The organism is Paenibacillus pseudetheri (assembly GCF_924513355.1).
GTDB classification, from domain to species: Bacteria; Bacillota; Bacilli; order Paenibacillales; family Paenibacillaceae; genus Paenibacillus_AQ; species Paenibacillus_AQ pseudetheri.
Window position 1 is genome coordinate 181,541 of record NZ_CAKMAB010000004.1, and the last position, 25,094, is coordinate 206,634.

Sequence of the window (25,094 nt, forward strand, 5' to 3'; positions counted from 1 at the left end):
TACGCCGTGTGAACGGAATGAACCATTCCAATCATTATTACAAATGCTGAAGCAAGCTTCAACCAAAGGTTTTTTGTCAGTTTGATCATTTTTATATAAAGTCCTATGAATTTAAAGGAAATTCGATTGACAGTATATGAAAAATATGATGAAGTGAGAGATTGATACGATACTCTGAAGGAGTAAATATGACTACACAAAAATATAAAGATATGGTTGAAGAGCGGACCAAACAAACCCTCCAGGAATGGTCGGAACTGTCGGGAGTTAACGAGAAGGACATTTATCGTTTTTTGCATAATTTGAAAGGCACGGCAGGAACAGTGGGATTACAAGAAGTTGAACAGTTTGCCAATGCAACGTTGCCCTATTTCATGGAAAGTAGCCTTAAGAGCTGGTCTATTGAAGAGTGGGGCGAATATTTGTATCCGCTTATTCCACTGTTTGATCAAAATTCATCGGTTTCTCTAGGTTCAGTTAAGCTGTTAGACAAACATGGTGACACTGGTGCTCTCCCGCAGAATGATATTTTGCTTATTGATGATGATGTAGAATTAGTAGCTTATTTAAAAGAATCGTTGGAGAAGCAGAACTATTATGTAAGTATTGCCTTGTCCGCTGAACGAGGTCTTAAGATTTTTTATGAAACCAAACCGGATCTAATTCTTCTGGATATTCTTTTGCCTGATATCAGCGGGATTGAGGTCTTGAATCAAATTATCGGCAAAGCCAAAAAAGAACGTATTCCAATCATCATTATAAGTGGGGAGTACTCCAAAGCGACGCAATTACATGCCTATAGGCTGGGCGTGATGGATTTTTTATCGAAGCCTGTAGATATTGATTTATTTCTGGCTTTGATTAAAAACCGCTTTGAGTTAAAGCGGGAATGGCAGGAATCCATCATTGTGGATGAATTGACGGGTGCGTTTAATCGAAAACACTTTAATCAAGTGATGAAGCAGCTGATTTGCGATTTTAAGCGCACGGAACGGGTGTTTTCTTTAGCTCTGATTGATCTGGACTATTTTAAAAAGATTAATGATACATATGGTCATCTAATCGGAGATGAGGTATTACAGTCCTTGTCTGAGCTTGTACAGGGTTCGATTCGTATGGAAGATACCTTTTGCCGCTTCGGTGGAGAAGAGTTTGCTGTGTTCCTGCCAAATACGGATGCGAGTTCTGCATTGACAGTAATAAACCGTATTCAGGAGCGATTTGCTGCCACTGACTTTTTTACGAAGAATGAAGTCTTTCATGTGACCTTCTCGGGTGGGATATCAGAGGTAACAGAAGCTGAGAATATTGCCGATAAAATTGTAGAGGAAGCAGACCAAGCTCTCTATGCCAGCAAAGATGCCGGAAGGAATCAGACTACACTTTACACTGACCATTTATCGTCGACTAAAAAGCATTCGGTTCTAAATGTAATTGTTGTGGATGATGATGCGTTGATTCGAAAAATAGTGACTCATCAGATTGATACTTGGGAGCCGGAGGATATTGCAGAGGTGAATATCAGCAGTTTTGCGAATGGGCTGGATTTCTTGCAATCGGATTGGTATTCCATAGATGAGAAATATATTATTCTACTGGATGGTGTGATGCCGGAACTTGATGGCGTTGAAGTCCTGGAAAGAATTCGCAAGACGTATCCGGAAGTGAATATATTAGTGATCATGCTGACAGGGAGAAATAATCAGGCGGATATTGTACATGCCCTGCAGATGGGTGCCGATGATTATGTAGTAAAACCTGTCCATATGCCTGAGCTGTTGTCCCGAATGGAACGGTTGGCTCATAGATTCTTGTTCTAACACGAAGGGAATTGTACAAATATGCAAAAAATAATGGTAGTGGATGATGAAGAAGTATTACGGATGTTAATCGAGGATACATTGGAAGATTTGGAGAATGTTGAGATTCACACAGCCGAGAATGGGCTGGAGGCTCTAACCAAGCTATCTGCGGATCCTTATGATTTGGTGATTCTGGATTATATGATGCCGGAAATGACCGGGATTGAAGTGCTTCAGCAGCTGGATGAGGAGAAGAAGAAAACTACAGCTATATTAATGTTAACGGCCAAGGCTCAAGATGTAGATCGAATTCGAGCAGTTGAAGCAGGCGCGCGTTACTTCATGCCAAAACCATTTAGTCCGATGGAACTCTTGCAGATTGTGGAGGGGATCCTGCTTGGTGAAGGAAAGTAACGCTAATCACAGTATCAAAAATAAATATTTCCGCATCATTGTACTTGTGTTTTCTTTAATCATTCTTATGGGAACTGTTTTTTTCATTTTCATAAACTACGAGCAAGATGAATTAAGTAGAGAACGTGAAAGTTTGCAGTATAAAGCAGACACGATCAGTGAGATGGCGAGCACGTTAAATGAGGTGTTTTTTCGAGCTAGGGGATTCACTTTGCTTAAGGACGAGAATGAATTAAAGCTCTTAAATGCAGCCCTAGTTAAATTTGATCAGATACTGGATACGTATTCTAATCTTAATTTATCAGCCGAAGAAGCCTTGTTTAGAGATGGTTTAAAATCATTTTATGTCCAGTATAAAAATAAAACCTTACCGGAAGCGATTCGGCTTGTCGAGGCTGATGATTATGCAGCTTTGAGAGTTTTATCCGGAGACGGTATTACTAAATCAGTGAATGATTTTCTAACGTATACGAAAGAGTACAGACAGCGATCCGATGCAGCATTAAATACTATGGCTATGGATTATATCAAACGAGCTAACGAATTCACTTTTATCGCTTTCTTTTTTAGCACGATTATTCTACTGTTCTTTACCTTTATGATCTGGCGGATTCTTAAGAACTTAATTAATCCTATTTTGAAGCTGGAAGCGGCCACTCATTCCCTGGCTGCCGGTGAGGAAATTCTTCTGGGCAAGCTTAAGCATCAAGATGAGATTGGTCGACTTTATAATGCATTTCTAAATATGGCCAGAAGTATTCAGGACAAAGAAGAAGAATTGATGATGCAGAATGAGGAGCTACACGCGCAGCAAGATGAACTTCAGGATCAGCAGTACAGACTGCAACGTTCTCTTAGTGAAATAGAGAGTATGATGAAGGCACTCGATCAATCCTCAGCGGTGGGGATCCTTACAGATAAAGGCGTATTTACCTATGCGAATGATAATTTAAGCAAATATACCGGCTATAAAAATTCTGAAATTATCGGTTTTACCTATAAGTTATTTGAACTCTATAATATATCTAGAGAACAAATGCAGAAGATCTTCAATAAATTAAATACGGGTGGGGTATGGAGCAATGAACTCCAGATTCTGACTAAAGACGGATCGCCAATCTGGATGCATCTGACTGTCGTGCCGTATCTGAACAATGAGGGTGTGATTTATCAGTACATTCTTATCGCGTATGATGTCACTTCTATGAAAAGAATACAGCTGGAGCTAGCGGAAACGCTGAAGAATACGGAACAGACAAAAAAAATGCTTGAGCTTAATAATCAGCTGAATCATGACATTACTTACACCTTAGATAAACATGAATTTGCAGATAAGTTTATTCAGTTCATGCATAACCTGTATTCATTTGATTCGAGTTTCTTCCTTCTTGTAAAAGATAAGATCGCGGCTGTTAAAGGGATTCCTCAGGAAAATGTAGAGCGTTATCTCGATAATGAGAACAATGAAATGTTATATCGTTTGAAGACGGAAAAAACCTATCTGATTAAGCGCCTAGCTACGCAATCGGAACAGGGGATTTCTGCAAATGAGGTCTACTGTTATGATTTCTATACCACTGTTGTAAATGCAGAAGATGAGATTCTAGCTGTATTTTGCGGAACCCGGATTGGACATTCTTTCAGTAAAGAAGAGATTAATGAGGTTCAAGGAATGATGAACCGCGTAGCTCTGGCGATTGAACGTTTGTTCATGTACGAAGAGATTGAACATGGACGAAAGCTGAACCGCGATATCGTGAATAACGTAAACGAAGGCATTCAGTTCGTGAGTACAGAAGGCATGATGCTTCAGATGAATAAGGCGTTGTGCAACATCGTTAACTATGACTGGATCGAAGGAACACTGACTCCTAGACAAGAATGGATGGATTATTTCATCGAACGCTCGAATGAGAACCATGAACTTCGGTCGTTTTTTGAACAAGCAATCTCTGAGGATGCTCTGGAGTCCAGCAGTATGCAATACTCCATTGGAACGGAATCCAAGAAGTATATTGATGTTTATGCGATTCCTGTTTTCCGCCGGGAGCTTAGAATTGGTACATTGTTTGTATATAGAGATATCACTAGGGAGTACGAGCTGGATCTTATGAAATCTGATCTTGTCAGTACGGTAAGTCATGAGCTGAGAACACCATTGTCGAGTGTATTAGGATTCACGGAACTGCTATTGTCAAAAACCATGAAGCCTGAGAAGCAGCTGAAGTATTTGGAGACGATTCATAAAGAAGCGAAGCGGTTGACAGAGCTTATTAATGATTTTCTGGATCTGCAGAGAATGGAGTCAGGGAAGCAGCAGTATATCACGGAGCATGTAAATCTTAGTGAAATTGTCCTTGGGGTTATCGATCAATATAAACTTAGTAGCACACATCATGTGCTATTGGTGGATGAGGCTCTCAATGCAGAGGTAGATGTGGACAAGGATAAGATCGTCCAAGTTCTAACGAATTTGTTAAGTAATGCGATCAAGTTCTCACCGTCTAATAATGAAGTGAAGGTACTGCTGCATAATGAGCCGGATCATATTATTGTGCGTATCCAGGATAATGGTCTGGGCATTCCAAAGGATCAAATCGGACAGCTATTCCAAAAATTCAGAAGAGTGGACAACAGTGCCTCCAAAAGAATTGGTGGAACAGGTCTCGGTCTTGCCATCTGTAAAGAAATTATTGAGAAACAAAAGGGAACCATCGGTATTGATTCGGTAGAGGGAGAGGGGACAACCGTTTGGTTTAGCCTCCCAATCCTTAATGCAGAAGCAAGCCGACAGCAAGATGAGCTGAATAAATGGAATGCCGATAAAGAACTCAAACCTAATGTAATGATTGTTGAAGATGATTATAGTCTTTCGTTGCTTTTATCAGAAGAGCTTAAAGGGAAGGGGTTCCGTGTTACCCATCACTATCATCCACAGCAAGCTTTTGATCAGGCCTTGAAAACACCATTTGTTGCGATCGTGGTTGATTTGATGCTTGGTGAAGAACTGGACGGCTGGGATTTGATCCGAATGCTAAAAGAGGATTCGAGAACAGAGAATATTCCGATTGTAATCTCTTCTGCTCTGGATCAATCAGATAAGAACCAACTGAATGATGGGATACAGAAGTATTTAACGAAGCCTTATCCGCCAGGTGAGTTATCGAATGCGCTAGAAGAGATTGTGAAGATAAAGACGGGGGTAGGCGAGGTATTATTTCCCGAAAGTAAGAAGGATTTATAGTTTTTATTTATCACAATATTTTATAAATAGTATCATTTTTTATAATGAAACCGATCAAATCAGGGTAAATCATACTGTTTTGATCGGTTTTTGCGTGATTTATAGATGTTTTTTCTATAATTAACATTTATTAGGTTAAAATGACTTCATTGATCGTTTACAATTATTGTGATAGCCTGATTTTATGAGGTTCTATAAAAGGCTCAGATCGATTTAAATGAGGTACGGATCATAACCAGATTTCATGTTTAGGAGAGGTGGATATTGTTGCAACTACAGGTAACGAACAGTCCTTTTAACGAGAATCAAGTCGAGCTTCTCAATTGTCTTCTACCATCCTTAACGGAGACTCAGCAAATATGGCTCAGCGGATATTTGTCCGCGATTGGACGTACTGCGGTATCAGCGCCGGCGGGTGCCGAACTTCAAGTGCCATCGAATGCGATTAGAAACGCGGAGGTTGGCGCGGCTGTAACGAGTCAACCAGCAGCATCACGGGAAGTGATCATATTATTTGGATCGCAAACGGGGAATTGCCAGCGACTAGCGGGGAGCTTATCCCGCAAGCTGGAAGAGCAAGGATTTCAGGTCACACTCTCCGCGATGAATAACTTTAAACCTACAGCGCTTAAAAAGGTTGAGAATCTGCTTCTATTGGTGAGCACTCATGGAGAAGGTGAACCACCTGATAATGCACGGATTTTTCATGAATTTCTTTACAGTAAAAGAGCTCCTCAATTAGAGAACCTGCGGTTTTCTGTTCTGGCTCTGGGAGACACCTCTTATGAATTTTTCTGTCAGACGGGTAAAGAGTTCGATCAGAGGTTAAAGGAACTTGGTGGTAAGCGCCTAAGTCCACGTGTAGATTGTGATCTCGATTATGATGATTCCGTTGCCGAATGGTTTGAAGGTGTAATTGGTGCATTAAATGCAAATTTAATTGCTCCAGCCATTGCTGCAAAAGTGGTTCAAGCCGCAGAGGACGCAGAGTCACAAGAACCCCTATATACTCGGAATAATCCTTTTAAGGCAGAGGTACTGGAGAATCTGAATTTGAACGGACGCGGCTCGGACCGGGAGACTCGCCATTTGGAACTATCGCTTGAAGGCTCTAATATACAGTTTGAACCTGGGGATGCACTGGGAGTATACCCAGAGAATCATCCCGAACTGGTGGACGTTATTATTCATACTATGGGCTGGAATCCTAATGATAAGGTTCCATTTAATAAGAAAGGTGATGAAGGAGCCTTACGTGAGGCACTTCTGCATCATTATGAAATCACTGTATTGACCAAACCTTTGCTGGAGCAAGCGGCAAAGCTGTCTGCTTCAAACAAGCTGAGTGAGTTATTAGCTCCAGACCGTGCTTCGGAACTTAAAGAGTATATTCAAGGACGCGATCTACTCGATTTGATTCAGGACTTCTCACCGTGGGAAGGTCCAGCCAGCAGTTTTGTGGCGATTTTGCGGAAGCTTCCTGCACGCCTATATTCTATCGCTAGCAGTTATAAAGCTAACCCGGATGAGGTTCATCTAACCGTCAGAGCTGTACGTTATGAGGCTCACGGAAGGGAACGTTACGGTGTCTGCTCAGTGCATTGTGCAGAAAGAGTAGAACCGGGGGATACATTGCCTATTTACATTCAGCATAATCCTAACTTTAAGCTGCCGACAAATCCGGATGCACCGATCATCATGATCGGACCGGGCACAGGTGTTGCACCATTCCGCTCTTTCTTAGAGGAACGCGGAGAGCTGGGAGTAGAAGGAAAATCTTGGCTGTTCTATGGGGATCGGCATTTTGTAACAGATTTCCTGTATCAGACTGATTGGCAGAGAATGCTAAAGGATGGCGTTCTAAGCAAGCTGGATGTCGCCTTCTCACGTGATACCGAAGAGAAAGTATATGTACAACATCGCATTTTACAAAAGAGTCGTGAGGTTTATGAATGGCTGCAAGAGGGTGCTCATGTCTACGTTTGCGGCGACGAGAAGTACATGGCGCATGATGTTCATTCTGCACTGCTTACGGTGATTCAGAGTGAGGGCGGACTTAACCCTGAAGCGGCAGCGGCTTATCTGGAAGATATGCAACAGACGCAGCGTTACCAGCGTGATGTCTACTAATGGATAGATGGAGTTATCGAATGACTTCGGGAGGAGATAACAACAATGGAAAACAATGAGAAGGTTAAGCCGATCGGCGGGCCTCCAAGTGATGTTGAGCATATCAAGTCGGAGAGTAACTATCTGCGGGGTGCATTGGTTGAGACACTAAGCAATCCGATTACGGGTGGTCTACCTGAAGATGATAATCGGCTGCTAAAATTTCACGGAAGCTATATGCAGGATGACAGAGATTTGCGCAATGAACGGGAACGTCAGAAGCTGGAGCCAGCATTCCAGTTTATGCTTCGCGTAGTTGCCCCAGGTGGTGTAGCTACACCGGAACAATGGCTGGTGATGGATGATCTGGCACAGAAGTATGGTAACGGAACCTTACGTCTGACTACAAGACAGGCATTTCAAATGCATGGCGTTCTCAAATGGAACTTAAAGAAGACCATTCGAAGCATCAATGATACGCTAATGACAACCCTTGCAGCTTGTGGGGATGTAAACCGTAACGTAATGAGCAATCCGAACCCTTATCAATCTGAGGTGCATGCAGAAGTCTATGAATGGGCGCGCAAAGTTAGTGATCATCTATCCCCACGTACTCCCGCTTACCATGAAATTTGGCTAGACGGTGAAAAGGTAGTGGATAGTTTAGGAGATCGGGAAGAAGTTGAACCGATCTATGGTCCGGTATATTTACCGCGTAAATTCAAGATTGGTCTTGCGGTACCCCCTTCAAATGACGTAGATGTGTTCTCGCAGGATCTAGGCTTCATCGCTATTCTTGAGAATGATAAGCTGGTAGGGTTCAACGTTTCTGTAGGCGGCGGTATGGGAATGACGCATGGCGATACCAGCACGTATCCTCAGCTTGGCCGTATCATTGGTTTTTGCCGTCCTGATCAATTGATCGATGTAGCGGAGAAGACAGTAACGATTCAGAGGGACTATGGAAATCGTTCTGTCCGCAAAAATGCACGGTTCAAGTATACGATTGACCGCCACGGTCTGGAATGGTTTGTCGATGAGCTGCATGAAAGACTCGGATGGCAGCTTGAGGCGGCACGTGAGTACCATTTCGACCACAATGGAGACCGCTATGGCTGGGTGAAGGGCACCAATGGAAAATGGAATTTGACGCTTTATATCCAAAGTGGACGGATTCATGACCAAGAAGGGTACACATTGATGACTGGACTGCGGGAAATTTCCAAGATTCATACCGGGGATTTCCGGCTTACGCCGAATCAGAATTTAACGATTGCTAACGTAACCACTGCCAAAAAGCGAAAAGTGGCTGAGCTGGCTAAACAGCATGGACTTACGGACGGAGCTCATCTGTCTGCGCTACGACGCAGTTCGATGTCTTGTGTGGCGCTACCAACCTGCGGACTTGCAATGGCTGAAGCAGAACGTTATTTGCCTTCGTTGATTGATAAGCTAGAGCTTGTCCTTGATGAAGCTGGTCTACGCGATGAGGAAATTGTGATCCGGATGACAGGCTGTCCTAATGGATGTGCAAGACCGGCACTAGGCGAAATCTCGTTTATTGGTAAAGGTCCAGGCAGATATAATATGTACTTGGGAGCAGGGTTTACGGGAGATCGCTTGAATAAAATGTATAAAGAAAACATAGATGAAAAAGAAATTCTGGAGACGCTGGAGCCGATTCTTCATCGTTATTCGAAAGAACGTCTGCATAGCGAGCATTTTGGAGATTTCGTGATCCGTACAGGTTATGTCAAAGCGGTTTCTTCAGGTCTTAATTTTCATGATTAATCTAATATAGACTGAAATGGGTGTCCCAGAGCCTGCATGATGGCTACTGGGACCTCTTTGTGGGTTGGCCTTACCCTAACCACATTTTTATAAGAATAAGGGGAGTTTTTTAGTTTCAGACAGGAATAAATATTTTTTTTGCTTAATGATTTGGATTTCTCGTGTTTTTCTTTCATAATATAAAGGGGAAACTAAATACAAAAGAAGAGCCATTGCCCGAGAGTGATGTGTTCTGTACAGAAGAGGCGATATTATGATTATCATGAAAACGATGGAAGAGATCGAAAAAATGCGCGCGGCGGGAAAAATTCTCGCTGAATGTCATCGTCAAATTGCGCAAATTCTACAGCCGGGAATTACTACCTGGGAGATTGATGAATTTGCAGAAAAATTTATACTGTCTCAAGGAGCGACTCCTGAGCAAAAGGGATATAACGGATATCCGTACGCAACCTGTGCATCTGTAAATGATGTAATCTGCCACGGATTTCCGAAGAAGGAACCACTTAAAGATGGAGATATAGTAACCATAGACATGGTAGTTAACTTAGATGGCTGGTTGGCAGATTCCGCGTGGTCATATGGGATTGGCAACATTAGTGAGCAGGCGACTAAATTGCTAGACACCACAAAAGAATCTTTATTCCGTGGTATCGAGCAGGCAGTTGCAGGCAACCGTATCGGGGATGTCGCTCATGCTATTCAAGTTTACGCAGAGTCTAATGGTTTTTCTGTTGTGCGTGATTTTATTGGCCATGGGATTGGTTCAGAAATGCATGAAGCACCAGAGGTACCTCACTATGGTCCGGCTGGCAGAGGACCTCGTCTTAAAGAGGGGATGGTATTTACCATTGAACCGATGCTGAACACAGGCAGCTACAGAACAAAGATTGATGCGGATGGTTGGACAGCACGTACCATTGATGGCAGTCTGTCAGCACAGTATGAACATACGCTAGCTATCACCCCACAAGGAACCATTATCCTGACTGAACTTTAATTTAGGGTTGAAAATAGACCTGGTTAGCTTCATCTTCTCATGATGTTGCTGATCAGGTCTATTTGTTGTTCAATTAATCAGTTAATCAGTAATGTTGCGAGTATAATATTCAATGATATCTTTTCGACGAATAATTCCGACAAACACGCCTTCTTTATCAATCACAGGAACAAAATTCTGATCTGCGGCGAGCGTCAACATATCCTCCATTTCGGCATTTATGAGAACGCTCTCGTTATGAACATGTTTCTGGATATCACTTACTGGAACTTCTCCTATATTGTCAAAAGTTAGATCTGCTGTGTTTTTCAGCTTCCACAATAGATCACCTTCCGAAAGTGTTCCTACATATTTTCCTTCATTATCAATAATAGGGATAGCCGTATAATGGTGCTGCTCTAATTGTTCTAAGGCTTCCAGCATGGATAGTGAGTTAGTGATATAGGCAACTTGATCTTTAGGCAACAAAAAAGAGGATATTTCCATCGGCATGAACTCCTTTGTATTGAGATTTTTTTAGTTAGGCTACTTTTATTTAAACATACTTTTTGAAGGGATAGGTGTTTTAAATTTTATTATTTAATTATAGGTAAAAAGACCTATTTAATGATAGTCGTATTTTGTCGATTAAAGATAAGGTATATTATCCTAGAGTGGAGTTGTTAAGATGGCGTTATATCGTAGGCTTTCTTTAACGGTTAAATTTGTTCTGGTAGTAAGTTTAGTTATCATTGTTATCTTTTTCTTTAGTCTAATCGCGAATCTGCTTAATCTGCGAAGTGTGAGCATATCGAACGGTGAACTAGGGGCGGAAGTTGCTGGACGAAGTTATGCGGAAACTATTCAGAATAGTATGGTAGACATAGAGTCGGCAGCAAAGGTATTCACAGAAGTACTGGTTGAATCAAGAGAACATCAAACTTTGAGTCGTGAAGAAGTTATTTCTACAATGAAATCGATGCTTGAGAATAGACCCGAGCTTTTTGCAATTAGTACAGTGTGGGAACCCAATGCCTTCGATCAAAACGATAAGGCCAATATCAATAAGACGCCATATGATGATGGTACGGGGCGTTTTATTCCTTATGTTCTTAGGAATCAAGGATCAATAACGGTCGAACCCTTAAAGAATTACGATGTAGAAGGTGCGGGTGATTATTACCTTTTACCTAAAAAAGAGAAAAAACCGATCTACATTGAACCCTATTCCTATGAGACGACTGGTGGGGCTATAGAGATGATTTCGGTTATGCTGCCCATTTTGGACAAATCGGGCACTTTTCTTGGGACGGTAGGATTTGATGTTTCGTTATCAAAGCTCCAGGAGGATGCTGATAAATATAAACCTATGGGTGGATACGTTTCTCTAGTCACGGGTAATGGTAAATATGCAGCTAATCCTAATGATCCAGAAAGTGTACTTAAAGATTTCGGTGATACGGAAGAGAAAGCTACACTGTGGAGACAAGTGAAGAATGGGAAGACGGTTCAGGGGTACACCCTTAATTCCAAAGGAGAAAATGTACTCCGTATTTTTGTTCCGATTCCACTGCCAGAAAGCGATCAGGTATGGTATGCGCAGACTGCGATTCCTAAAGCTACAATCATGGCTGACTACGAACAGACGAAAACAGAATCATTTATCATCATGCTTGTTGGGATGCTGATTCTAGGAATAGTTATAGTCTTTCAATTATGGTTAATGGTGATCAAACCGCTTCGAGTATTATCTGAGAAATTGCAGCTTATGGCTCAAGGGGATTTAACACAAACCTTGCAGGTTCGAAATGATGATGAATTCGGTAAGATGTCTTCACATTTTAATCAGATGACACATAAGCTTCGAGAAATGTTTGGACTTGTGGCTGATTTATCGATGTCAGTGGGTGCTACTTCTGAAGAGTTGACAGCGAACGCTGAACAGACAGGGAAAGCTGCTGAACAGATTGCTGTGGCTATCGGACGAGTCGCCGAGGGAGCGCAACTGCAGAATGGTTATGCAGGAGAATCTTCTCTGGCCATGAGCGATCTTAGCGTTGGAGTGCAACGAATCGCTGACTCTTCATCAGCGGTGTCTGCATCTGCAGATGAAGTAACCGATCAAACGAAGAGAGGCAGTGCACAGCTTCAAATGGCAGTGAACCAGATGACAGAGCTTAAGCAATCCGTGGACGAGACCAGTCTGGCGATTGAACGATTAGGTGAAAGATCTGTACAGATTAGTGGGATTATTGGTCTGATCTCGAATATTAGTAAACAGACTAATCTATTGGCATTAAACGCAGCGATTGAAGCATCCAGAGTGGGTGAACAAGGTCGTGGATTTGCTGTAGTAGCTTCGGAAATACGGATGTTGGCGGATCAAACGAAACAAGCCGCCGAACAAGTTACTGAATTAGTCGAACATGTGGTCCAAGATACTAATCAAGCCTCACAGGCTATGGCCGTTGGTAATGAGCAAGTACGTATCGGTGTGCAGGGTGTATCTGACAGTGATCTTTTGTTTACATCGATTCTTGCTGAAATGACACAGGTTACAGATCAGATTCAGGAAGTATCTGCAGCCGCACAGCAGATGACTGCTGGTACAGAGCAAATTTCAGCTAGTGTAAAAGTATTAGCCGAACTTGCATCAGAAGCGTCCGCGGATTCACAAAGTGTAGCAGCAGCCTCAGAGGAGCAGCTTGCTTCTATGGAAGAAATCTCAGCTTCGACGGAGTCCCTCAGCTCAATGGTGCAAGATTTGCTGGACAAATTGTCTTATTTTAAAATTTAAACTGATGTGATATCGTGATTACAGGTGGGAAACCCTGTCCTTTTCTAAAGGATCAGGGTTTTTCCACTTTTTATACCCTGCTAAAGGGTATCTACATGACTTTAGATGTGATATAATCAATATATCGAAAGTAGTTACCTGCTAATTCACATAGCGTAGAGGGTTATTCTTAAGATGACAATAACCTTGTACCATATGTGAATTTTTATTTTTTAGAGATTTTGTAAGAGATTTTTTTGGGATAAGAATAACATGTAAATTTAAAAAAAGGTGGTAATTCTATTATGCTAACAGGAACAGTAAAATGGTTTAACGCAGACAAAGGTTTTGGTTTTATCGAGGTTGAAGGTGGAGAAGATGTATTCGTACATTTCAGCGCAATCACTGGTGACGGATTCAAGTCTTTGGATGAAGGACAACGTGTAGAATTTAACGTAGTTCAAGGCAATCGTGGTCAACAAGCTGAGAATGTTGTAAAACTCTAAAGTTGTGAAAAAAATCCCCGAACTTAGTTTGGGGATTTTTTTAAATATAAGAAATTATAAGTTTCACACATTACTTTATGTCTTATATTTCTCGCTTAGTAGAAAGGTGGCGGATGTAAGTGCAGGTGTTTGAAGACTGGAATTTAAAAGTGAAGAAAACCTTTAACGCTACAAGTAACAAAGAAGTATTGACTGTGTCTGAAGCCGGTAGCTTGCTTGGTCTGTCTAAAGATCAAATGAAAAGCTATGTAGACCAGCACAAGTTAACCAAAGTTCCAATTATGAGAAGTGTTGTCAGGTATCTTTTACTGAAAAGTGAAATCGATACGATCCTGAACAAAATCTAATGTAACCTCAATAAACCCATCCTTGATTAGGATGTGGTTTTTTTTGTCTCAAAAATTTCTTATAAAAAGAAACTTATCGATCCGATGATCGTCTATAATAATGGGATATTTAGGTAATGGGGGGAGGCATAAATAAAAAGTGATGTTCATTAATGGTGAGAAGTCGCATGTACAGAAAGGGTAATTCATCCAAATGAAAAATAAACAGAGCACTCATCCACCTGCTTCATTTGCTTTAAGTAGAATCGAGAAAAAGAAAGTGAAAAAGAATAAAATCAGCAAGAAAATGAAGATTTGGTACATTTCGATCGCTACCTTACTTCTTGTTGGGCTGGGATCTTTTATTTTTCGTAAAGAACTAATGATTTTTGGGTTTAATAATGTTGTAGCACCAACTATTGAACACACCCTTAAAGAGTCCTATGTGCCGTTAGAAGACACTGAAGAATCTGGATTACAAGCAACGTCGGAGAATAAAGGCCGTCCTTTTTCTATCCTTCTACTAGGCACCGATCAGCGTGGCAAAGAGAATGGACTTTCTGACTCCATTATTTATACAGTTATTCGACCTGAAGACCATAAAGCACTGCTTGTCTCCATTCCCCGTGATTCATATACTGAAATTATTGGAGCAGAAAATATCAAAGGAGCACGAAAAGAAACCAAGATTAATGCAGCGCATTCCTACGGTGGTCCTCAGATGAGTGTGGATACCGTTAAGAATCTACTGAACGCACCTATTGATTACTATGCTACTATTAATTTTAATGGGCTTGTGGGTGTTACAGATGCGCTTGGAGGAGTGGTGCTTCCAATCACCAAGGTGATAGAGAATAAGAGTCCCGATCATGAGAAACTAAGAGTTGAGCCGAACAAACCGATCTATTCCGGTAAGGAAGCTTTAATGTATGTAAGATATCGGGAAGACTCTGACTTTAAGAGAACAGAGAGACAACGGATTTTCCTAAAAGCAGCGCTTGATCGGATGAAAAGAATAGATAATATTCTTAATATACAGAACATTATCGAAATTGCTGGCAGTAACTTTAAAACCAATATGAAGTCAGATTTTATTTTGGATTTGGCTAAGAAGGTAATTCTTGAAGGTAGAACCCCTGAAATAACGAGTCATATGCTCCAAGGGGAAGGAAAACATACGGATCAATGGTATTATATACTCGATGAAAATGATGTAAAGCGTACCCATGATATGATCGGGATTTGGCTTAATCCAGAATCTACGGAGGCTGAACTAATAACTGCTTCTAAGGATGATGCTGCATAATATTTTTGCTATTCTATTCTATTTTATATTCAAACGGAGGTTAGCTTCTATGGCAGTAAAATCAAAGGAGCAAATGATACTCGAATATAAGTCTCTCATTCCATTCGTGAAATCATTAGAAGAGGTGCCAGATAAACATTGGGATAAGCCTATAGCTACTGGTAAATGGACCGTGAAGGATATTCTCTGTCACCTCATGCTCTGGGATAAATATTTCTATGAAGGTGCTATTAAGAAGATTATTTTGAAAGAACCATTAACAACGAAGCATTTGGATTTTAACGAATTTAATGCTAACGCGATTGAGTATGCCAAATTGTTATCCAAGCAAACCTTGATTGAACAATTTGTGCTCTACAGATCTAGAATTTTAGATGCAGTCTCTGGATTAACAGATGAAGAATGCGATTTGGAATATAAGGATGGAGACCGCAAGAAGTTCAGTGTTCGCAAGTATTTGAGAAGTTTTATCCCACATGATAAACATCATAAAAAACAGATTGAACAATTTCTAAAATACATACAGCAAGGTTGAAAGCTTGCCTTTTATGGTTTAAGCTTTAGCACGATTCTGAACTAATTTCATGGATTGGCGAATGAGTATTGGGCCGAACATGCTTCCGGCTGAGGCGGCTATAAAGGAATGTAAGGGAAACCTTATGGCAAAGTAAATGACTGTTCCAGCTACAAAATCAATAAGGATGAATTTCTTGATCTCGGATAGTGGGATTGTGACGAATATAAATGATTCTTTATTTTTCAAATGGTTGACCTCCTAATTGATAATGAAGCATATTAATCCACTGTTCATTCTATTTTGCGAATAAGATGTCCCATTCGAAAAAATTAGACTACCGCATAGAAGAGTTTCGTCTAAATTTACAATCGAACCGTAAGTAAAATAAATAGAAGTATAGTTGTGACTGAAATGCACCCCTTAGAATAAACATTGGAAACCCCTCTGGTTTCGATGTCTTTCTATGAGGTGCATTTTTGCTCAGCTTCTGCAACAGTTAAGATCTCAATGTTAAAAAGACAAATTTCCACTTGGAAAATTTGGTTTTCATAGGTGATATCCCATATTCCGCCGGCTTCCTCTACCGCCTTCTTTACGCTTTTTAGACCAACACCATGAAAATGCTTGTCTCGTTTTGTTGTGGCTAGTTCACCGAAATGGTTAGTACGTATTGAATGCTGATATGGATTCTGTATTCTGATAAATAAAGTACCCTTATGATAATGAAGTTGGAAATTAATATAGGGCCGAGTCACACCTGGATGCTTGCATGCTTCAATGGCATTATCAAGGGTGTTCCCTAGAATAATGCTAAATGTATAAGCATCCAGGTCAAGCTGAGGTGGAATTTTAATGTCCGTTTGAAAGGAGATATCCAGCTTTTTGGCAAATTGAGACTTGTAATTAATGATGGAGTCGATTAGGATGGAGCCGGTATTACAACCCCCTGAAGAGAGTTCGATCACTCCAAGAAGCTTATCCACATCATTCAGTCCGGCTTCTTTCTCCCCAGCTTGTAATTGAGACCTCAGGCTGAGCAAGATATTCCTGAAATCATGTTGAAACGTAAACACTTCTTGCTGCCTTTCTTTCGTGAGCAGATATTGGTTCATATAGTAGGTGTTTTGTTGTTCCAACAAATAGTTTTTATTCTGTGCCGATTGTATGGTTAATACGCGATCACACAAAAGAATGATCAGGAAGTTGATCAACAGCATTCCACCGGACAAAATCGGATACAAGGCGGGATATTCCCGTAATGACAGCTCGCCCGATAATTTTGCAATACTGAGAATGCTGATAAACGGAAAACAGAACAGCCCGATCCAATACCAACTGCTTAGATTCCCCTCGCCAAAGGCTTTGGTAAAACGAAGCGTGATCTTCACCAGTAAAAACATCAGAATCTTAGACAAAAACAAGGTAAAGATGTATTCGCTGGTCGTATACACAGGCGCAGTAGCTGCATCTGACAGCATAATGAGTGCGACGATGAATAAACTGGCGCCAATACGCCATTGTATTTTTCCTTTGTACAAAAAGGACAAGAGAACGATCCCCGTTATATTGAGCCCAAGCATCAACATGCCGGGGAGAGGACTGTGATGCAGGAGCAGTACAAAAACATAATAGGCAGTGTATACGGAATAAAGGATTACTTTAGATTCCCAAAGCCGTGGGAAACAATGGTCATAGAAATAATGAATGATAAATGGGAGAGCTGCCAGTGTGAGGGCATAGAACAGCTCATCCAGTAGAATATTATTCAAGCAGATTCCCCCTGAATTGCAAATAACTCTTTTTCACTACGGTGCTTTGCTTATCGCTAATCGGAAGTTCTTCCCCGTTCGTTAATACAATTTTTTTGCCCTGAATTTGTTTGATGTAATCGAAATTCACAAGATACGATTGATGAATCCGCACAAACTGCTTCGAAGGTAGCTTTCCTTCTTCTATAGATAAAGTACTGTAATATTCTGTTTGATCTTCTGTTGTTTGCAAAATGATTTTTCGGCGATCACTTGCCAAGTACATAATATTACGGATTGGAATAAGCAGTTTAGTTCCACTTTGGTGTACAGGCAGTAATTTTGGTTGGTTTTGCTGACGCTTAACCTTTATTTGCTGAATCATAGAGATTAGTTTTTTTTCAAAAGACTCGTTATGTATAGGTTTCTTTATAAAACCAGAAGGTTGAACGTCAAATAGTTGAACATGATACTCTTCGTGGCTCGATACGTAAATCAACCGAACCGTATCATTATCACAATCTCTCCGTAAGATATGACCCGCTGTTATTCCGCTTATTCCCTTCATCTCAATATCCATAAAAATAAGATCAAATGGACAACCATGTTGAATTGCTTTCGTGAAACTTTCACCAGAATAGAATATGAATACCTCTATTTTTACGGTCTGCTGAATGGGATGGTTAATGATCAATCTCTCAATATATTCCGTTGCCTTGAAATCATCATCACAAATAGCAATATGTATCATGTGAAATTCCCCTCCTGTGTTATAAATAATAATACATTATATGGGAGTGTAATCAACCTTTATCCTTTTAGGGATCACTTGGAAGCGGCGAAAGTTACATTTATTCCCGTGTTTTTTACCATAGCGATTAGTAATTCTAGTAAATATGCTAATTTGATATCAATTAGTAGTAGACGGTATGGAGGAGTTGAAAAATGAATACAACAATCTTTGAAGCTGAGGGATTAACTAAACAGTACGGCAGTGCAAATGCGCTTCAAAATATAAATATGCAGATTAAACAGGGTGATATCTATGGCTTTGTAGGTGAGAATGGAGCAGGTAAAACCACACTCATGAAAATAATTAGTGGATTAGTTTATCCTACAAAAGGGACTATCCAATTGATGGGTAAAAGTGGTGAGAAGGACATCGCACGGATCAGAAAAAAAATGGGAGTTTTAATAGAGCTCCCTGCCCTCTACCCCCATATGAATGCCGAAGAGAATTTAAACTTTTATTGCAAGATTCATGGGATTTCGGATTTCAATAGAATTAAAGATGTACTGCATCTAGTGGGACTAACGGACGTTGAAAACAAAAATACATCAGACTATTCTCTGGGTATGCGTCAACGCTTAGGGCTGGCCATCTCCCTTCTCAACGAACCAGAATTTTTAGTTTTGGATGAACCGATTAATGGACTTGATCCTACAGGAATCGTAGAGATGAGAAAATTATTGGCTAAGCTGGCACATGAAAAAGGGGTTACCATCTTGATTTCTAGCCATATTTTGAGTGAACTCCAATTGCTCGCTACCAAATTCGGATTTATTCATAAAGGGCAGTTAATTAAGGAGGTGTCTGTGGAAGAACTTTTGCAATCAGCCGAAACGCAAATTTGTATTAAAACCGTTGAAATAGAAGCAGCAATAAACGTGCTTAGGAACGATCTTAATATTCATTCGATTACATTGTCAGGATCCGGGGAAATATGGGTTCCCAAGGATTTGACAGATCTTGAACAGTTGATGTCAACGTTAATTAAACATGGGATTCCACTTGAAGGAATCAACCTGTCCACTGCAAATCTTGAGCACTATTACATGGATCTGATAGGAGAATGAGCAATGAGGGATTTTCTGAGAGCTGAGTCTTACTTTATGAAAAGGGATACCATGTTTAAGGGGATTTCTCTGCTGTTCCTTATAGCCAGTCTGGTACTAGCATTCTGGATTGGCAGGAAATCTGGTTTTGAAATCGGTAATCTCGCGGAACCCTTAACGATTGTGACACCTTTATCTTTATTTTTTTATTTTATTATTCCAGTCTACGTATGTTTTTTTGCAACCGAAGGATTTGAATATGGATCTATCAAAGTTATCCTGGCTTCTGGACAAAGTAGGTTTATCTATATCACGGGGAAATACCTATCTGTTTTAAAAATTATTATATGGTGGATTTTACAATTTACAGTAGTGTTTTATCTCGCTTACATGATAGCTGCTTTGATAATTGGGACTGACATCGGTAATCGTAATTTAAATGCTGACTTGATTCAGGTTTCCCGTGTATTGGGATTAAATGTCCTTTATTTATCAGCTTATGCGGCTCTAATCATTATGGTAGGCATTTTTATTAAAAGAACGGCTTCGGCGGTGGTTGTAACTTTTCTAATTGTATTCGGTGATTTTATGATATCGGGTTATTTCCGTGATGTGTCCTCTGCATGGTTAAGGGCGGTTTCAAACCATACCTTAACGACCCAAATTATGAAGTTTTCCGGAATCTACGTCGTTAATTCACAACATATAGTCCTAACTGGAGCAAACAGCTTTATGGAAGTTGTGTTGATTCCTGTGATTATCATAGCTATCAGTTTGTCTGTTACCTATATTTCGTTTGGAAAAAGAGATATACATGCGTAGATAAAAGGAGGAATTGAAATGGATAGGGGCAATAGATCACCTAAAACGATCGTTATTGTAGGTGCGTTGATAGCTATTGTAGTTTTTGTTGTTCTTTTTGTTGGTATTGAGATGGGATGAGGCTAATATACAATCTCCGGCAACAATATTGCCAGGGGATTTTTTTTGTTCAGGGCTTGTTTTTGATTGGACTGTTATCGGAAGAGTACTGAAAGTCACAGAGGATTATTTTAATTATCGATATAATGAAAGCGTTATCTTTTTATAGCGGTTTATACTTAAATTAAAAGGAGATAAGCTATGAGAGTGAGCAAAGTTTCTTTTAACCAGCTTGTGTTTATTTGTTTAGGGATTCAATACATGTTAATGCATTTGTTCTCTGCAGGCGAGGCGATTGTCATCACATCCATAGAGCTTGTTATATACATGGTTTTTACAGTTTTTGGCCTTGTAGGATTATTTATGCGGAGCAGAAAAGTGGATAGTGAGGCTATTTCCGGATTGGTCGCATTATTCTTCAGTGTATTATGGATGGTATCTTTATTCTCGCAATTTAAGAAAGAAAGCTACCCAGATGCTTTAACGGTAATTAATTCGCTTGGCGTAGCTACTGCCTTACTTGTGCTTCTGGCTGAGTTCATCATTATAGCTAAGGCCTAGCGTAAACACGAACAAAAAACAAGACAGGTCTATTTAAGACTTGTCTTGTTTTTTATGCATCCCCAGAAATGAAAGCTCACTCTGAGCATTCCGCTTAAATTCATATTCCGAATCATGCTTCGTATGATGGAATCTTGTTTCCGAGATTGGGTAAAACGGAGTGACCTCTACATCATTCCAGACAAAATAGTAGTCTTGCCCACTACGCTCCACGCTCGCTTTGCAGCCATATCCCTCATAGGATCCCATATATGAAGCATAAATGCTGTCATCAAGCGGGAAGGCTTGCGGGAATATCGGCATCTCGGCAGGTTCACCGAATACTAATCCAGATAGAGATTCCGTTAACTTGGTAATGGGGACACAATCATAATTGGTCAACATGATAACGCTCGTTTGATCTTCAGGATATCTATGCAGTTCGCTTCGGAAGCCGCGATAGGCACCGCCGTGATACATTCTTTTTCGTTCAAAACGTTCGTCCAAGAACCAACCAAATCGATATTTGAGATTACTGGAATGAAAAGCCATCTCTAGGGTGTTATGAGACACTAATTGATCGGAGTATAAGGCTTGATCCCACAGGAAAAGATCGGCAGCCGTCGAATACATCCCGCCAGCGGATAAGATAGAGCTCATATCTATGTATTCTCCCTGAGTATACTCTCCCCAAGAAGAATGATAAGGTGAGGCTAATTTTTGAATAATCTGCTGATTGTTATAAACTCCTGTATTTACCATGCCTAGAGGCTGTAATATAAAAGTAGTGATATAATCTTCAAATGTCATCCCTGTAATCTTCTCAATAATCATTCCCAGCAAATAATAACCTGAGTTGTTATAGGCAAATGAAGTGCCAGGCATAAATGCAGGGGGCTGACTCACAAATAGCTGTAACATCTCCTGTGGAGTCAGTTTTAGCTTATTTAATTTTTGATTATATTCGGGTATGGAAGTGTAGTTGGCTATACCAGAGGTATGTCCCAGCAGGTGAAGGATGGTAATCCCCTCTAGTGCATGCTGCTGAGGAAGATATTTTAGGATTGGATCTTCCAGCCTAAGACGTTTTTGTTCTTTTAGCATCAGGATAGCCATGCCAGTGAATGATTTGGTAAGTGACCAGATCCGGAATCTGGTATCTAAAGTGTTCGGGACCTGATGTTCAAGATTCGCATATCCGTACGCTTTATGTAACTTGATTTCTCCACGCTGAGCTATTAAGACTGTGCCGCTTAATGGCCAGCTTTGTTCGTATTTATCTAAATAGTGCTCCAGACGCTGGAACTGTGTATCCACAGGTAACCCCTCCTTAAAGGCATATTCTAACATAATAATAAATTCAGTTGAAGCGGAGAGAAATCGATGAGATATGATTGTTTGATTATTGATGATGAAATTGAGCTTGCGGAGACCACCTGCGAATATTTTAATTTGTTTGATGTTCAAACCGCATTTGTTACAAACGCCGATGCCTGCCGGAGCTTTTTGAGTGAGCATCAGGTGTCGATGTTACTCCTTGATATTAATTTAGGCGGTGAATCCGGCTTCCAGTTATGCAAAGAGCTGCGTCAGACGACTGGAATTCCCATTCTATTTATTAGTGCCCGCTCCAGTGAGGATGATGTATTAATTGCGCTTGATATCGGGGGAGATGATTATATTCATAAGCCGTATACCCTGAGAGTGCTGCTGGCAAAAGTAAAGGCGGTGCTTAAACGGTACAACAACGAAGTTGTAGCTGAGACCTCCCTTCTTGAATCCGGACCCATCCAGATTGATCCCGAACTCAGAAGGGCAAGCCTTAACGGCGTACCCCTTAAGCTGAAAACAATGGAATATAAATTGCTTAAGTTTTTGATCCAGCATAAAAATCGGGTAATCCCTAAAGAGGAGCTATTTACAGGGGTATGGGGGGATGTTTTTGCGGGAGATGGCACCTTGAATGTACATATCCGTCATCTTCGTGAGAAGATTGAGCAGAATCCTAACGATCCACAGTACATCCGTACCGTATGGGGCATCGGTTATGCTTTTGAGGATAAATAGCTATGACTAAAAAACTGCTGATAGCTCTGATGCTCACTATACTCACTGCAAGTACAACTCTCTTATTGCTGATATTTAATTTGAAGGTGGAGACCTCAACAGACCGAGTGGCGATCAATACCATTGTTAAGCTTACAGAGCAGCATTGGGATAAGCTTGGGCCGAAACTGTACAAGGAAAGTCCTTATGATTTCGCCATTATTGATACCTCTGGTGAACTAAAATATCAGACTGAAAATGCGATTTCCGTTAGCGTTAACGAAGCTATCAATAATCGGGATACCTTAGTTGATGTTGTTGTTAAGGATCAGCTGGTGGGTAAAGTAATTATTAATAATGATTACCGTACGATTTTTATACATATGAAACAACAATTTATACAAGTTTCTGTTGTGATGCTGCTTTTGCTTACAATTCTAGGCATCCTATATATTTGGTTCCTGAATAGATCCATTCTTCGTCCATTTCGCAAAATGCAGCTATTCGCGAACCATATCGCAAGAGGCGATCTTGAAGTGCCTCTGGAGATGGATCGTAATCATCTATTTGGTGCTTTTACCGAAAGCTTTGATATGATGCGGGAAGAGCTTGCGGCGGCTAGGCACAGTGAATATTTAGCGAACAAGAGTAAGAAGGAGCTGGTTGCTAGTCTCAGTCATGATATTAAGACACCCGTCGCTTCGATGAAGGCGATTACGGAACTGATGTTATTAAGCGCAAGAGATGAGAAGACAAGCAGACAGCTAAACACCTTGTATTCCAAAGCGGATCAGATTGATCGTCTGGTCACAGACATGTTCCATTCCACCTTGGAGGAACTGAATGAACTAAACGTCAGCTTAACGGAGGAGCATAGTCACCTGCTGACCCAAATTATAAATAATGTGAACTTCTACGAACGTATTTCAGCTGCATCTGTGCCAGACTGCATCATTATGGTGGATCCCTTACGGCTGCAGCAGGTCATCGATAATGTGGTGAACAATTCCTATAAGTATGCCTACCCCGGTACACCCATCGATATTAAATTCGAGATTAGGGATCATTATCTGGAGATTGATGTTCTGGATTATGGTCCGGGTATTCCTGAGGAGGAATTGCCATTAATATTCAATAAATTCTTTCGGGGCAGTCTGGCCGTAAGCCAGAACGGTGCAGGTCTAGGTCTGTACATTTCTCGTTATATGATGCAAAAAATGCAGGGCGACATTGAATGCTCCAATCGGGAGGATGGATTTACTGTAAAGCTGCTGATTCCTTTAGCCGGGTAGAATTAAGAATTCGCTAAGGATTGCACAAAGACATGTTAAGAACATTTAACGTACGATAAGGTTGCAATTACGAATGAGTCTGTGATTGCAGCCATTATATTGTGCGTAGAGCCAGGGTTACTATTAGCGCAATGAATGAGCATGAATGTAAATGGAGTGTTCAACATGAACGAAGTGAATAATAAAGTATTGATGCAAACCCATAAGCTTGGAAAAACCTTTTCCCATGGAGGAACTCAGCAGCATGTATTAAAAAATCTAGATCTGACCTTATATCATGGTGATTTCACGATTATCATGGGCAGCTCTGGTTCTGGTAAATCAACACTGCTGTATGCCATTTCGGGAATGGATAAGCCAACGCTTGGAGAGGTTTTGTTTGAAGGTCAGGATATTACGGCGATGAGTAATGATCAGCTGGCGATATTCCGGAGGAAGAATTGTGGATTTGTATTTCAGCAGATCCATCTACTCGATTCAATGAGTGTTCTCGACAATGTATTATCAAGTGCTTTTCTTGTACAAAAGGATAGAGCTGGAGCTGTGGAAAAAGCCAAAAAGCTGCTCTTAGATGTAGGCCTGGATGACTCCATCTGGGGTAAGTTTCCGGCGCAAATCTCAGGAGGCGAAGCTCAGCGTGCCGGAATTATCCGGGCCTTAATCAACAGCCCAAAGGCGGTATTTGCTGATGAGCCGACTGGAGCGCTAAATAGCTCAGCTGGATTAGGGGTACTGCGTGTCCTGACAGAGGTGAATAAGCAGGGGCAAAGCATAATTATGGTAACACATGATCTCAAAACTGCGCTGCGTGGTAATCGGATCTTGTACCTGCAGGATGGAGTAGTCATTGGAGATTTGCGCCTTTCCCCTTATAGCGAAGATAGTGGACCTGAACGACAGCAGCAATTACAGTCCTTTCTGACCGAATTGGGGTGGTAAGG

General features: G+C 40.8%; 22 protein-coding genes. 17 read left to right on the forward strand and 5 right to left on the reverse strand.

The window, feature by feature from the left end; all coding sequences use genetic code 11:
* The first annotated feature begins 188 nt into the window (after positions 1-188).
* The 6 genes from L1028_RS05270 to map all read left to right on the forward strand — a co-directional run bounded on the left by L1028_RS05270 (position 189) and on the right by map (position 10,360).
* Positions 189-1,820 carry a diguanylate cyclase gene (locus L1028_RS05270; protein WP_234532111.1) on the forward strand — a complete coding sequence of 544 codons (1,632 nt, stop codon included), beginning with the start codon at positions 189-191 and terminating at the stop codon, positions 1,818-1,820.
* A 21-nt stretch (positions 1,821-1,841) separates the two neighbouring features.
* Complete coding sequence (locus tag L1028_RS05275) at positions 1,842-2,216, forward strand: response regulator transcription factor (protein WP_234532113.1); 375 nt, start codon at positions 1,842-1,844, stop codon at positions 2,214-2,216.
* Positions 2,203-5,460: an ATP-binding protein gene (locus L1028_RS05280; RefSeq protein ID WP_234532115.1), complete on the forward strand. Its 3,258-nt coding sequence runs from the start codon at positions 2,203-2,205 to the stop codon at positions 5,458-5,460. Before L1028_RS05275 ends, L1028_RS05280 begins: the two co-directional genes overlap by 14 nt.
* 267 nt (positions 5,461-5,727) lie before the next feature.
* Positions 5,728-7,590, forward strand: a complete 1,863-nt coding sequence (locus L1028_RS05285) for an assimilatory sulfite reductase (NADPH) flavoprotein subunit (RefSeq protein ID WP_234532243.1) — start codon at positions 5,728-5,730, stop codon at positions 7,588-7,590.
* Positions 7,591-7,635: 45 nt separating this feature from the next.
* Positions 7,636-9,360, forward strand: coding sequence for an assimilatory sulfite reductase (NADPH) hemoprotein subunit (cysI, locus tag L1028_RS05290; RefSeq protein ID WP_234532121.1), 1,725 nt, complete (start codon positions 7,636-7,638; stop codon positions 9,358-9,360).
* 253 nt (positions 9,361-9,613) lie between these two features.
* A complete protein-coding gene (map, locus tag L1028_RS05295; RefSeq protein WP_234532130.1) occupies positions 9,614-10,360 on the forward strand; it encodes a type I methionyl aminopeptidase in 747 nt (248 codons plus the stop codon).
* Between the two features lie 81 nt (positions 10,361-10,441).
* Here the strand turns inward: map and L1028_RS05300 are convergent, their stop codons facing one another.
* Positions 10,442-10,846: a CBS domain-containing protein gene (locus L1028_RS05300; RefSeq protein ID WP_234532132.1), complete on the reverse strand. Its 405-nt coding sequence runs from the start codon at positions 10,844-10,846 to the stop codon at positions 10,442-10,444.
* 181 nt (positions 10,847-11,027) lie between these two features.
* On the opposite strand from L1028_RS05300, the gene L1028_RS05305 reads away from it, so the two are divergent.
* The 5 genes from L1028_RS05305 to L1028_RS05325 all read left to right on the forward strand — a co-directional run bounded on the left by L1028_RS05305 (position 11,028) and on the right by L1028_RS05325 (position 15,788).
* Positions 11,028-13,136, forward strand: a complete 2,109-nt coding sequence (locus L1028_RS05305) for a methyl-accepting chemotaxis protein (protein ID WP_234532133.1) — start codon at positions 11,028-11,030, stop codon at positions 13,134-13,136.
* A 284-nt stretch (positions 13,137-13,420) separates the two neighbouring features.
* Positions 13,421-13,621 carry a cold-shock protein gene (locus tag L1028_RS05310; protein ID WP_234532134.1) on the forward strand — a complete coding sequence of 67 codons (201 nt, stop codon included), beginning with the start codon at positions 13,421-13,423 and terminating at the stop codon, positions 13,619-13,621.
* A 119-nt stretch (positions 13,622-13,740) separates the two neighbouring features.
* On the forward strand, positions 13,741-13,968 hold the full coding sequence (locus L1028_RS05315) for a MerR family transcriptional regulator (RefSeq protein ID WP_060622798.1): 228 nt from the start codon (positions 13,741-13,743) through the stop codon (positions 13,966-13,968).
* A gap of 193 nt (positions 13,969-14,161) precedes the next feature.
* Positions 14,162-15,253, forward strand: coding sequence for an LCP family protein (locus L1028_RS05320; protein ID WP_234532135.1), 1,092 nt, complete (start codon positions 14,162-14,164; stop codon positions 15,251-15,253).
* Between the two features lie 49 nt (positions 15,254-15,302).
* The gene (locus tag L1028_RS05325) at positions 15,303-15,788 is read left to right on the forward strand and encodes a DinB family protein (RefSeq protein ID WP_234532136.1); all 486 of its coding nucleotides are present in this window, start codon (positions 15,303-15,305) and stop codon (positions 15,786-15,788) included.
* Positions 15,789-15,806: 18 nt separating this feature from the next.
* On the opposite strand, the gene L1028_RS05330 is transcribed toward L1028_RS05325, so the two are convergent.
* The 3 genes from L1028_RS05330 to L1028_RS05340 all read right to left on the reverse strand — a co-directional run bounded on the left by L1028_RS05330 (position 15,807) and on the right by L1028_RS05340 (position 18,269).
* A complete protein-coding gene (locus L1028_RS05330; RefSeq protein ID WP_076284634.1) occupies positions 15,807-16,016 on the reverse strand; it encodes a hypothetical protein in 210 nt (69 codons plus the stop codon).
* A 215-nt stretch (positions 16,017-16,231) separates the two neighbouring features.
* The gene (locus L1028_RS05335; RefSeq protein WP_234532137.1) at positions 16,232-17,539 is read right to left on the reverse strand and encodes an ATP-binding protein; all 1,308 of its coding nucleotides are present in this window, start codon (positions 17,537-17,539) and stop codon (positions 16,232-16,234) included.
* A complete protein-coding gene (locus L1028_RS05340) occupies positions 17,532-18,269 on the reverse strand; it encodes a LytR/AlgR family response regulator transcription factor (RefSeq protein WP_234532138.1) in 738 nt (245 codons plus the stop codon). The genes L1028_RS05335 and L1028_RS05340 overlap by 8 nt, the downstream gene beginning before the upstream one ends.
* A gap of 194 nt (positions 18,270-18,463) precedes the next feature.
* On the opposite strand from L1028_RS05340, the gene L1028_RS05345 reads away from it, so the two are divergent.
* The 3 genes from L1028_RS05345 (at position 18,464) to L1028_RS05355 (ending at position 20,836) form a co-directional block, all read left to right on the forward strand.
* Positions 18,464-19,375 (forward strand): ABC transporter ATP-binding protein, encoded by a 912-nt coding sequence (locus L1028_RS05345; protein WP_234532139.1) that lies wholly within the window; start codon positions 18,464-18,466, stop codon positions 19,373-19,375.
* Between the two features lie 3 nt (positions 19,376-19,378).
* Entirely contained in the window at positions 19,379-20,176 is a 798-nt protein-coding gene (locus tag L1028_RS05350; protein WP_234532140.1) for an ABC transporter permease, read from the forward strand.
* A gap of 300 nt (positions 20,177-20,476) precedes the next feature.
* Positions 20,477-20,836, forward strand: a complete 360-nt coding sequence (locus L1028_RS05355) for a hypothetical protein (RefSeq protein WP_234532142.1) — start codon at positions 20,477-20,479, stop codon at positions 20,834-20,836.
* 33 nt (positions 20,837-20,869) lie between these two features.
* Here the strand turns inward: L1028_RS05355 and L1028_RS05360 are convergent, their stop codons facing one another.
* Positions 20,870-22,132, reverse strand: a complete 1,263-nt coding sequence (locus L1028_RS05360; protein WP_234532144.1) for a serine hydrolase domain-containing protein — start codon at positions 22,130-22,132, stop codon at positions 20,870-20,872.
* A gap of 66 nt (positions 22,133-22,198) precedes the next feature.
* Between L1028_RS05360 and L1028_RS05365 the strand changes: the two genes are divergently transcribed.
* The 3 genes from L1028_RS05365 to L1028_RS05375 all read left to right on the forward strand — a co-directional run bounded on the left by L1028_RS05365 (position 22,199) and on the right by L1028_RS05375 (position 25,092).
* Positions 22,199-22,882 (forward strand): response regulator transcription factor, encoded by a 684-nt coding sequence (locus L1028_RS05365; protein WP_234532146.1) that lies wholly within the window; start codon positions 22,199-22,201, stop codon positions 22,880-22,882.
* A 2-nt stretch (positions 22,883-22,884) separates the two neighbouring features.
* Positions 22,885-24,153 carry a HAMP domain-containing sensor histidine kinase gene (locus L1028_RS05370; RefSeq protein WP_234532148.1) on the forward strand — a complete coding sequence of 423 codons (1,269 nt, stop codon included), beginning with the start codon at positions 22,885-22,887 and terminating at the stop codon, positions 24,151-24,153.
* A 165-nt stretch (positions 24,154-24,318) separates the two neighbouring features.
* The gene (locus L1028_RS05375; protein WP_234532149.1) at positions 24,319-25,092 is read left to right on the forward strand and encodes an ABC transporter ATP-binding protein; all 774 of its coding nucleotides are present in this window, start codon (positions 24,319-24,321) and stop codon (positions 25,090-25,092) included.
* The last annotated feature ends 2 nt before the right edge of the window (positions 25,093-25,094 follow it).